Source organism: Erwinia aphidicola (genome assembly GCF_014773485.1).
Classification (GTDB): domain Bacteria; phylum Pseudomonadota; class Gammaproteobacteria; order Enterobacterales; family Enterobacteriaceae; genus Erwinia; species Erwinia aphidicola.
Genome location: NZ_JACXBP010000018.1, coordinates 1 through 9,587 on the forward strand (window position 1 = coordinate 1; position 9,587 = coordinate 9,587).

General features: G+C 54.8%; 12 protein-coding genes. 6 read left to right on the top strand and 6 right to left on the bottom strand.

Features of this window, described 5'->3' with window-relative positions:
* The first annotated feature begins 303 nt into the window (after window positions 1–303).
* A complete protein-coding gene (locus tag ID864_RS23295) occupies window positions 304–858 on the top strand; it encodes a gamma carbonic anhydrase family protein (protein ID WP_191150439.1) in 555 nt (184 codons plus the stop codon).
* Here ID864_RS23295 and ID864_RS23300 read toward each other — a convergent pair.
* The 6 genes from ID864_RS23300 to dprA are packed head-to-tail and all read right to left on the bottom strand — an operon-like array spanning window position 825 to window position 4,622.
* Window positions 825–1,085 carry a DUF1488 family protein gene (locus ID864_RS23300; protein ID WP_191150440.1) on the bottom strand — a complete coding sequence of 87 codons (261 nt, stop codon included), beginning with the start codon at window positions 1,083–1,085 and terminating at the stop codon, window positions 825–827. The two genes, ID864_RS23295 and ID864_RS23300, sit on opposite strands and share 34 nt — an antisense overlap.
* Complete coding sequence (aroE, locus tag ID864_RS23305) at window positions 1,082–1,897, bottom strand: shikimate dehydrogenase (protein ID WP_191150441.1); 816 nt, start codon at window positions 1,895–1,897, stop codon at window positions 1,082–1,084. Before aroE ends, ID864_RS23300 begins: the two co-directional genes overlap by 4 nt.
* A 10-nt stretch (window positions 1,898–1,907) precedes the next feature.
* Window positions 1,908–2,480: an L-threonylcarbamoyladenylate synthase type 1 TsaC gene (gene tsaC, locus ID864_RS23310; protein WP_180276781.1), complete on the bottom strand. Its 573-nt coding sequence runs from the start codon at window positions 2,478–2,480 to the stop codon at window positions 1,908–1,910.
* Window positions 2,458–3,027, bottom strand: coding sequence for a DNA topoisomerase family protein (locus ID864_RS23315; protein WP_191150442.1), 570 nt, complete (start codon window positions 3,025–3,027; stop codon window positions 2,458–2,460). The genes tsaC and ID864_RS23315 overlap by 23 nt, the downstream gene beginning before the upstream one ends.
* A 25-nt stretch (window positions 3,028–3,052) precedes the next feature.
* Window positions 3,053–3,526, bottom strand: a complete 474-nt coding sequence (smg, locus tag ID864_RS23320; RefSeq protein WP_048917615.1) for a DUF494 family protein Smg — start codon at window positions 3,524–3,526, stop codon at window positions 3,053–3,055.
* Window positions 3,498–4,622, bottom strand: a complete 1,125-nt coding sequence (gene dprA, locus ID864_RS23325; RefSeq protein ID WP_191150443.1) for a DNA-protecting protein DprA — start codon at window positions 4,620–4,622, stop codon at window positions 3,498–3,500. The genes smg and dprA overlap by 29 nt, the downstream gene beginning before the upstream one ends.
* A 127-nt stretch (window positions 4,623–4,749) precedes the next feature.
* Between dprA and def the strand changes: the two genes are divergently transcribed.
* From def to mscL, 5 genes are all read left to right on the top strand, one after another.
* Window positions 4,750–5,259, top strand: coding sequence for a peptide deformylase (def, locus tag ID864_RS23330; protein WP_191150444.1), 510 nt, complete (start codon window positions 4,750–4,752; stop codon window positions 5,257–5,259).
* Window positions 5,260–5,282: 23 nt separating this feature from the next.
* Complete coding sequence (fmt, locus tag ID864_RS23335) at window positions 5,283–6,230, top strand: methionyl-tRNA formyltransferase (RefSeq protein WP_048917618.1); 948 nt, start codon at window positions 5,283–5,285, stop codon at window positions 6,228–6,230.
* A 47-nt stretch (window positions 6,231–6,277) separates the two neighbouring features.
* The gene (gene rsmB, locus ID864_RS23340; protein WP_048917619.1) at window positions 6,278–7,567 is read left to right on the top strand and encodes a 16S rRNA (cytosine(967)-C(5))-methyltransferase RsmB; all 1,290 of its coding nucleotides are present in this window, start codon (window positions 6,278–6,280) and stop codon (window positions 7,565–7,567) included.
* Window positions 7,568–7,627: 60 nt separating this feature from the next.
* Window positions 7,628–9,004 (top strand): Trk system potassium transporter TrkA, encoded by a 1,377-nt coding sequence (gene trkA / locus ID864_RS23345; RefSeq protein WP_048917620.1) that lies wholly within the window; start codon window positions 7,628–7,630, stop codon window positions 9,002–9,004.
* Between the two features lie 129 nt (window positions 9,005–9,133).
* Window positions 9,134–9,547 (top strand): large-conductance mechanosensitive channel protein MscL, encoded by a 414-nt coding sequence (gene mscL / locus ID864_RS23350; protein WP_048917621.1) that lies wholly within the window; start codon window positions 9,134–9,136, stop codon window positions 9,545–9,547.
* The last annotated feature ends 40 nt before the right edge of the window (window positions 9,548–9,587 follow it).

Consider the following 9,587-nt stretch of genomic DNA (forward strand, 5'->3'; position numbering starts at 1 on the left):
ACGCTTTCCTCCTTCGGAGTCAACTTCTTTTTGAGAAGTTTTTCCGGCGGTTCAGATACTTCCTGAACCTCCTGAGCCGCTGGCCTGTAAGCCGTTGTGCCGTCTCAGTGGTTGCGCATTATAGGGATCCCGATTTAATCCACAACCCTTTTTTCGATCTTTTTATTTGGTTGCTGATTTATCGCTCTTTTCGCTGAGATCTCAGGCGATCCGCACAAATTTAGCGCGTTTTTTACCGTGGTAATTGATCAACAATCGCTTCCGGTACTACGCTGGCAGGATCCTATCTATATAGAGGTCGTTATGGTTCACAACGTACGTGCATATAAAGGAGTACGCCCACAGCTGGGTGAGCGGGTAATGATTGATGCCACCAGCGTTGTCATTGGCAATGTTTCGCTGGCAGACGATGTCGGTGTCTGGCCGTTGGTCGTCATACGCGGCGACGTTAATCGCGTGACGATCGGCAAACGCAGCAATATTCAGGATGGTAGCGTGCTGCACCTCACTCATCAATCGGCAGCCAACCCTGACGGCTATCCGCTGGTGATTGGTGAGGATGTCACCGTAGGACATAAAGCGATGCTGCACGGCTGCACCATCGGCAATCGCGTGCTGGTTGGCATGGGGGCCATTCTGCTTGATGGGGTTGTGGTCGAAGATGATGTGATGATTGGCGCGGGGAGCCTGGTGTCGCCCGGCAAGCGTCTGGAAAGTGGCTTCCTTTATCTGGGCAGTCCGGCGAAAAAGGTAAGGCCGCTGACGTCCGATGAAATTGACGGCCTGCTCTATTCTGCTAACAACTATGTCAGCTGGAAAAATGACTATCTGGCGGAAGAGAGCCAGACCCAACCCTGAGCATCTTCCTGTTGATCTTTGATCGCCTGCTCAGCATCCTCTTCCAGATCCCAACGATAAAGGTGGAAACAGGCCAGCGCATCCCCTTTACAGCTAAAGCGGCGAAGTAAAGCTTCGCCGCTTATGATGCAAGTGAGCGGGAAGCCATTAACCAGTGCGCTGAAGCAGACCGCCTGTAAATTTTCATCCCACCATTCCCGTTCAGGAAACTGGATGGCCTGATTCACCCAGCCATCTCTTCTTTTAATATTTTAATCACCGGAGTGATATCCGGCATTACGCCATGCCACAGCTTAAATGAGTGTGCCGCCTGGCCCACCAGCATGCCGAGACCATCAGCCAGCTGAACTGCCCCCAGCTGACGGCACCACTGCAGAAACGGCGTGTCCCCCTGCTGATAAAACATGTCGTAGCAGCGGGTCTGTGTATTCACCAAACCAACGGGCAGATCCGGTACATCTCCCGCGACACCGCTGGAAGTCGCATTGATCACCAGGTCAAACTGCTCGCCGACCAGCTTCTCACGGTTTAATGCCCGCACACCGCCCTGGCGCTGGAACAGCTGCTCTAGTTCAGCGGCTTTCGCATGGGTACGGTTAACAACAGTGATATGGGCGTGAGCTGAAAGCAGCGGGAGGATCACACCTCTTGCTGCGCCGCCTGCGCCGATCAGGAGGATCCGGTCGTCGGGCTGGATCAGCTGCAGCCGTTGAAGATCGCTCAGCAGACCAATGCCATCGGTGTTATCGCCCAGCAGTCGGCCATCGTCGAGTTTTTTTAGCGTGTTGACCGCACCCGCCAGAGCCGCTCGCTCGCTCAGCTCGCTGGCCAGCGCATAAGCCTGCTGTTTAAACGGCAGGGTCACGTTAGCGCCTTTGCCGCCAGCGGCAAAAAACTCACGCGCGGCCTGTTCAAAACCCTCAACTGGCGCGCAAAAACGCTCATAAGGATGGGCGATCCCGCTCTGCTCAGCAAACAGCTGGTGAATGCGGGGCGATTTACTGTGATTAATCGGGTTACCGAAGACGACAAACGACATAGAGTTCTCTTTATCCCTGGCGAATCAGTTCACCGGTTAATACATCGCGGATTTCTGACGGATTCTGGCGGCCGCCCGTTTCTCCCTGCAGCACGGGGAAACCTTCACCGAACTGCGCCAGCACCTCCGCCACATTGCGGCACGGCGGTAAACCGCTGAGGTTGGCACTGGTAGAGACTAATGGCTTGCCAAAAGCCTGACACAGTTTGACCACATCAGGATGATTAGTGACGCGCACTGCCAGCGAGGAGAAGCGCCCGGTCAGCCAGCGCGGTGTCTCTTGGCGCGCGGGCAGCACCCAGGTCACCGGCCCAGGCCAGCGGGAAAACATCCGCTCTTTCTGTTCGGCGCTCAACTGCTCATCGGCAATATAAGGGAGTAACTGCTGGTAGTCGGCGGCAATCAAGATCAGCCCCTTATCTACCGGGCGGCGCTTCAGTGCCAGCAGTTGCATGACCGCAGCCTCACTGTCGGGATCGCAGCCGAGGCCAAATACCGCCTCTGTGGGGTAAGCAATTACGGCTGACTGGCGCAATTGCGCAACGCACAGCGCTACAGAGTCATGCACTGGTTTCATCTTCACTACCATTTATCACTGTTACAGGTTTGCCGCAGGCTTTAGTGGCGCAGAAGCGCTTCACACCTCTGGCGGTTTTCTTTTCTATTAGCAACGGGAACTGGCAGAACTCACACACCCCTTCCAGCGGAGTGAAGTTCACCGCAAACTGACAGTCGGGATAGCGGTCACAGGCGTGGAATGTTTTACCGTAACGCGAACGTCGTGCCACCAGCTTTCCGCTCTGACACTGCGGGCAGGCGAGCGTGGTTTCATCCGGCTTATCGATAGTTTCGGTATGCTCGCATTCCGGGTATTCACTACAGGCGACAAACATGCCGTAACGCCCCTGGCGCAATACCAGTTCGGCCCCACATTTCGGGCACAGCTGACCTTCGAGCACTTTAACGATGTGCCCGTCAGCCTGGCCTTTCAGCGGCCGAATAAAGTCGCATTCGGGGTAGAGTGAGCAACCAAGAAAAGCGCCATGTTTCCCGGAGCGAATAACCACTTCTGCCCCACACTGGGGGCAGGGTTCATTTTTTCGCACAGCGAAAAGCGCTGTTTTATTCATAACTTTGTGTACACGAAGGCAAACTTCAGTGCAGCATTCCTTCATTGACGTCGAAAAGTAGCTCTTCCATTTGCTGATAGGCGTTTTCACATCCGGGGATATTAAACAGCACCATCAGCACCACCCATTTGAGATCGTCCAGATCAAACTCGAGGGTATCCAAAGCCATAATACGTTCGATAACCATTTCGCGCGTGTCCAGATTCAGAACCTGAATTTGTTCCAGGAACAGAATAAAGCCACGGCAGTTGGCATCTAAACGCTGACTCTCTTCCTCGGTGTAGATACGCATAGACAGCGGATCGGTAGTCAGCAGAATCGGAGCGACAAGGCCGTCCTGATAATCTGCCAGCTTTTCCAACCAGTTCAACGCATTATAGATATCTTCACGATGAAAACCTGCATCGGACAGATCATCAGTCAATTTATCCTGGTCAACGCGCATTTCTGCCTCGTTGTGGATATACGTTTCAAATAAGTACATTAGTACGTCGAACATGGCTTGCCCTCCTCAATCGGACATAGCCGCCGGGTACAGCTGCGATCCACCCTGCTAACTCCAACTCAAGCAGCTTAGCTACGATGGCTGGCACAGGTTGGCCGGCACGTTCAGCGACGACGTCAACAGGTGTAACCTCATCTCCTACGTTAGCCAACACATCGGGAAATGGCAATGAAGGATTGCAGTCCGACGTGGAATAATTGGCTGAATCTGGAAAATCAGGAAGCCAGTTAAGGTCGCTCTGTATTTGCTCAAGAATATTGTTGGGATGGGCAACTAACATCGCGCCCTGCTGAATTAACCAGTTCGTCCCTTCGCTTCCCGGATTACCCAGCGCGCCGGGCAAAGCAAATACGTCGCGATTCTGCTCCAGCGCTAACCTGGCCGTCAGCAGCGACCCGCTACGCAACGTCGCCTCAACCACCAGCACGCCCAGGCTTAAACCGCTAATAATACGGTTACGTCGTGGGAAATAGGACCCACGAGCCGTTACCGATAAAGGACACTCGGACACCAGCGCTCCCCCAGCGGCGATAATTTGCCCGGCCAGCGCTCTGTGCCGCGACGGATAAACTGCGTTCAGGCCGCTACCCAACACGGCAATTGTTTTCCCCTCTACCTCCAGCGCGGCGCGGTGCGCAATACCATCAATGCCAATTGCCAGCCCACTGGTAATCGTCATGCCACTCAGGGCCAAAGCCTGAGTAAACCAGCTGCCCCACTCGCGTCCATAATGGCTACAGTGTCGGCTGCCCACTATCGCCAGTTGCCGCGTGTTCAGCAATTCCACATCGCCCGCAATAAATAGCATCAGCGGAAAGTTGCTTAGAGACTTGAGCCGCTCAGGATAATGAGGGCTGTCGGGCGTAATGAAACTGTGCCCGGGTTCTGCCAGCCAGCGCCATGTTTCATCAATAATTCGCCCATCATATTGCCTGAAAGCCTCCAGCTGCCCTGCCGTCCATGGCAGTGCAGCCAGAGCAGGGGTATCTGACGGGTCAATTTCCCTGATTTGCTGTAGCAGAATCAGGCGCTGAGGGCTGGATAACCCTGAGACGCCTGAAAGGCGCAGCGCACACTCAATAGGTGACATTATTCTCTCCCTGATTTTGCCCCTTCCCCCTGAAGGTAACCTGCCAGGAATGCTGTCAATCGCAGCGTGAAATGTCTACAATAAGAGGATTAAAACTCTCATCCCTTGAATACAGATCTGGAAAGTTATGTCCGTTTTGCAGGTATTACATTTTCCTGACGAGCGCCTGCGCATCGTTGCGAAACCCGTTAAAGAAGTAAATGCCGATATTCAGCGTATCGTCGACGATATGTTTGAAACCATGTATGCCGAAGAAGGCATCGGTCTGGCAGCGACACAGGTTGATATCCATCAGCGGATTATCGTGATTGATGTTTCTGAAAATCGCGATCAGCGCCTGGTGCTGATTAACCCGGAGCTGCTGGAAGAGAGTGGCGAAACCGGCATTGAAGAAGGTTGCCTGTCGATCCCTGAACAGCGTGCTTTGGTGCCGCGTTCAGAGAAAGTCAAAATTCGAGCGCTGGACCGCGAAGGAAACAGCTACGAGTTGGAAGCGGATGGGCTGCTGGCAATCTGTATCCAGCATGAAATGGATCATCTGGTCGGTAAACTGTTTATTGATTACCTGTCGCCAATGAAACGTCAGCGTATTCGTCAGAAGCTGGAAAAGCTCTATCGCCAGAGCGCCCGCGACTAAGTTCGTTGACTAAAGGGAATCACGTGTCCGAATCGTTAAAAATCATTTTTGCCGGCACCCCCGACTTTGCAGCGCGTCATCTTGACGCGCTGCTGTCATCCGGGCACCAGGTAGTGGGCGTTTTCACTCAGCCCGACCGCCCTGCCGGCCGCGGAAATAAATTGACCGCCAGCCCGGTCAAGCAGCTGGCTGAGCAGCACAACATTCCGGTGTTCCAGCCTAAATCCCTGCGTCCTGAAGAGAATCAGCAGTGGGTTGCCGCGCTGAACGCCGATGTCATGGTGGTGGTCGCTTATGGCTTGATCCTGCCAAAGGCGGTGCTGGAGATGCCTCGTCTCGGCTGCATCAATGTTCACGGTTCCTTGCTGCCACGCTGGCGTGGCGCCGCACCAATCCAGCGCTCGCTGTGGGCGGGCGATGCCGAAACCGGCGTGACTATCATGCAGATGGATGTGGGCCTGGATACCGGCGATATGCTGCATAAGCTGGCCTGCCCAATTGAAGCCCACGATACCAGCGCCACGCTGTATGACAAACTGGCAGAGCTCGGTCCGGCTGGTATGCTGAGCACGCTGGCGCAGCTGGCCGACGGCAGCGCACAGCCTGAAGTGCAGGATGAAGCTCTGGTGAGCTATGCCGAGAAGCTGAGTAAAGAGGAGGCTCGACTCGACTGGACCTTGTCAGCGCTGCAGCTGGAGCGCTGCATCCGCGCCTTTAATCCATGGCCAGTCAGCTACTTCATTATTGATGAGCAGCCGGTGAAGGTGTGGAAGGCCAGCGTGCTTCCTGCCGTTAGTCATCACCAGCCGGGCGAGATCCTGCAGGCCGATAAGCACGGCATTCAGGTAGTTACCGCTGATGGCGTGCTGAATATTGAAGAACTCCAGCCCGCGGGCAAGAAAGCGATGAAAGCCCAGGACCTGCTTAATTCCCGCCGCGAATGGTTCACCCCAGGCAATATCATTGCCTGATACTCTGCCCGGCATCACCGCCGGGCAGTTTTACATGCGAATCCTCTATGAAAAAAAATACCAATTTACGCAGCGTTGCCGCTCAGACTATCGAGAAGGTTGTCGAACAGGGGCAGTCGCTTAGCAACGTGCTGCCTGCCGCCCAGAAAGCCGTAGGCGAGAAAGATGCCGCGCTGTTACAAGAGCTATGCTACGGCGTACTGCGCACGCTGCCGCAGCTGGAGTGGATCATCAGCAAGCTGATGTCACGCCCGATGACCGGCAAACAGCGCGCGATTCACTTCCTGATCATGGTCGGCCTCTATCAGCTGCTGTTTACCCGCATCCCTTCCCATGCGGCGCTGGCTGAAACCGTGGAGGGGGCAGTTGCCCTCAAGCGCCCGCAGCTGAAGGGATTGATCAACGGTGTGCTGCGCCAGTTCCAGCGCCAGCAGGAAGAGCTGACCCAGCAGATGAACGACGGCGAACAGCAGTATCTGCATCCGAAATGGCTGCTGGAGAGGCTGAAGCGCGCGTGGCCCGGGCAGTGGCAGCAGATTGTTGATGCCAATAATCAGCGCCCGCCAATGTGGCTGCGCGTGAATCGTCAGCATCACAGCCGTGATGCCTGGCTGGCTTTGCTGGCAGAAAGCGGCAAAACCGGATTTGCTCACCCGCAGCATAGCGACGCGGTTCGGTTGGAATCACCGTGCGCGGTGGGACAGCTTCCTGGTTTTGACCAGGGCTGGGTGACCGTGCAGGATGCTTCAGCTCAGGGCTGTGTTGCCCTGCTCGATCCGCAAAACGGCGAGAAGATCCTCGACCTGTGCGCCGCACCCGGCGGCAAAACCACGCATATTCTGGAAGCCGCGCCGCAGGCTGACGTTATGGCCGTTGACGTCGATGCTCAGCGTCTGGCAAGAATTAGTGAGAATTTGCAACGCCTCGACATGCACGCAGAGGTTAAGCTTGGCGACGGCCGCACGCCTGCAGAGTGGTGTGGCGATACGCAGTTTGATCGCATTTTACTGGATGCACCCTGCTCGGCTACCGGCGTTATTCGTCGTCATCCGGATATCAAATGGCTGCGTCGCGACCGCGATATTGCTGAGCTGGCGATCTTACAGCAGCAGATCCTCGATGCCGTCTGGCCACATCTGAAGAAAGGCGGCACGCTGCTCTACGCCACCTGCTCGATACTGCCGGAAGAGAATCACCAGCAGATCGCGCAGTTCCTGCAGCGCCACGGCGATGCAAGCCTGGTCGAAACCGGCGATCTGGCTCAGCCAGGTATCCAGGTGTTCCCGCAGGTGGAAGGCGGCGATGGCTTCTACTATGCAAAATTGATAAAACAGTGAAACAGGTGGCATGGCTTAGCCGCGCCACAAATTGAACGACAACCAACAGACTGAAGCATAATGAAAATTATCATTCTTGGTGCAGGTCAGGTCGGCGGAACGCTAGCTGAGAACCTGGTCGGTGAAAACAACGATATTACCGTGGTCGATACCGATCCCCTGCGCCTGCGTCAGTTACAGGACAAATTCGATTTACGCGTGGTGCAGGGGCACGGCTCTCATCCGCGCGTGCTGCGTGAAGCCGGTGCGGAAGATGCGGATATGCTTGTTGCCGTCACCAACTCTGATGAAACCAACATGGTCGCCTGCCAGGTCGCCTACTCCCTGTTTAACACGCCGAACCGCATCGCCCGTATCCGCGCCCCGGATTATATCCGTGACGCCGATAAGCTGTTTATCCCGGAAGCGGTACCCATCGACCACCTCATCTCTCCGGAGCAGCTGGTGATTGATAATATTTATCGTCTGATCGAATACCCTGGTGCGCTGCAGGTGGTGAACTTTGCGGAAGGGAAAGTCAGCCTGGCAGTGGTCAAAGCCTATTATGGCGGCCCGCTGGTCGGGAATGCGCTATCCGTGATGCGTGAACATATGCCGCATATCGATACGCGCGTTGCCGCTATTTTCCGCCAGGATCGCCCTATTCGCCCGCAGGGTTCCACCATCATTGAGGCAGGCGATGAAGTGTTCTTCATTGCTGCCAGCCAGCATATTCGTGCGGTGATGAGTGAGTATCAGCGGCTGGAGAAACCGTATAAGCGCATTATGATCGTCGGCGGCGGAAATATCGGCTTTGGTCTCGCGCAGCGCCTGGAAAAACAGTACAGCGTTAAACTGATCGAGCGCGATCAGCAGCGCGCCGCCGAGCTGGCAGAAAACTTGCAAAACACCATCGTGTTTTATGGCGATGCCTCCGATCAGGAACTGCTGGCCGAGGAGCACGTTGATCAAACCGATCTTTTCATTGCCATCACCAACGATGATGAAGCCAATATCATGTCGGCAATGCTGGCCAAGCGCATGGGCGCGAAAAAGGCTATGGTGCTTATCCAGCGCCGCGCCTATGTCGATCTGGTGCAGGGCAGCGTCATCGATATCGCGATCTCCCCGCAGCAGGCGACGATCTCGGCGCTGCTGGGGCACGTGCGTAAAGCGGATATTGTCGGGGTTTCTTCACTGCGCCGCGGCGTTGCGGAAGCCATTGAAGCCATCGCGCACGGCGAGGAGTCGACCTCACGCGTGGTCGGGCGCCTGATTGATGATATCAAGCTGCCACCGGGAACCATCATTGGTGCCGTGGTGCGCGGTAACGATGTGATGATTGCTAATGATAACCTGCGTATTGAGCAGGGGGACCACGTGATCATGTTCCTAACCGACAAGAAATTTGTCCCGGACGTCGAACGCCTGTTCCAGCCCAGCCCGTTCTTCCTCTAACTACCCTATCTATCTGTCTGATTTCACCCGGCGTTACCCCGGGTGAATGTCGACATTTATCAGCAATCACCGTGGTAAAAAGCCAATCCTTTGTTAGACTTAGAAAATTGGCAAAAATGGGAGATAACAATGAGTTTATTCAAAGAGTTTCGCGATTTCGCGATGCGTGGCAATGTCGTCGATCTGGCTGTGGGTGTCATCATCGGTGCTGCGTTTGGTAAAATCGTCTCTTCACTGGTGGCAAATATTATCATGCCACCGCTGGGGTTACTGATTGGGGGCGTCGATTTCAAGCAGTTCAGCTGGGTGTTAAAAGCCGCAGATGGTACAGCGCCTGCTGTGGTGATGGAGTACGGGATTTTCCTGCAGACCATTTTTGACTTTATGATCGTTGCGTTTGCCATCTTCATGGCGATTAAAGTGATGAACAAGATGTACAAAAGAAAGGAAGTGGAAAAACCGGCACCGAAACCTTCTGCTGAAGAAACGCTGCTGAGCGAAATCCGCGATCTGCTGAAAGAACAGAATAACAAACCGCTTTAAGAGATTGTCTGTTGCGAAAACCGCCACCGCTGGCGGTTTT

Excerpts from the sequence above, each read along its gene's own strand:
- ID864_RS23295 (WP_191150439.1), top strand. The coding sequence starts at position 304 with ATGGTTCACAACGTACGTGCATATAAAGGAGTACGCCCACAGCTGGGT.
- rsmB (WP_048917619.1), top strand. The coding sequence starts at position 6,278 with ATGAAAAAAAATACCAATTTACGCAGCGTTGCCGCTCAGACTATCGAG.
- trkA (WP_048917620.1), top strand. The coding sequence starts at position 7,628 with ATGAAAATTATCATTCTTGGTGCAGGTCAGGTCGGCGGAACGCTAGCT.
- ID864_RS23315 (WP_191150442.1), bottom strand. The coding sequence starts at position 3,027 with ATGAATAAAACAGCGCTTTTCGCTGTGCGAAAAAATGAACCCTGCCCC.
- def (WP_191150444.1), top strand. The coding sequence starts at position 4,750 with ATGTCCGTTTTGCAGGTATTACATTTTCCTGACGAGCGCCTGCGCATC.
- mscL (WP_048917621.1), top strand. The coding sequence starts at position 9,134 with ATGAGTTTATTCAAAGAGTTTCGCGATTTCGCGATGCGTGGCAATGTC.
- aroE (WP_191150441.1), bottom strand. The coding sequence starts at position 1,897 with ATGTCGTTTGTCGTCTTCGGTAACCCGATTAATCACAGTAAATCGCCC.
- smg (WP_048917615.1), bottom strand. The coding sequence starts at position 3,526 with ATGTTCGACGTACTAATGTACTTATTTGAAACGTATATCCACAACGAG.
- dprA (WP_191150443.1), bottom strand. The coding sequence starts at position 4,622 with ATGTCACCTATTGAGTGTGCGCTGCGCCTTTCAGGCGTCTCAGGGTTA.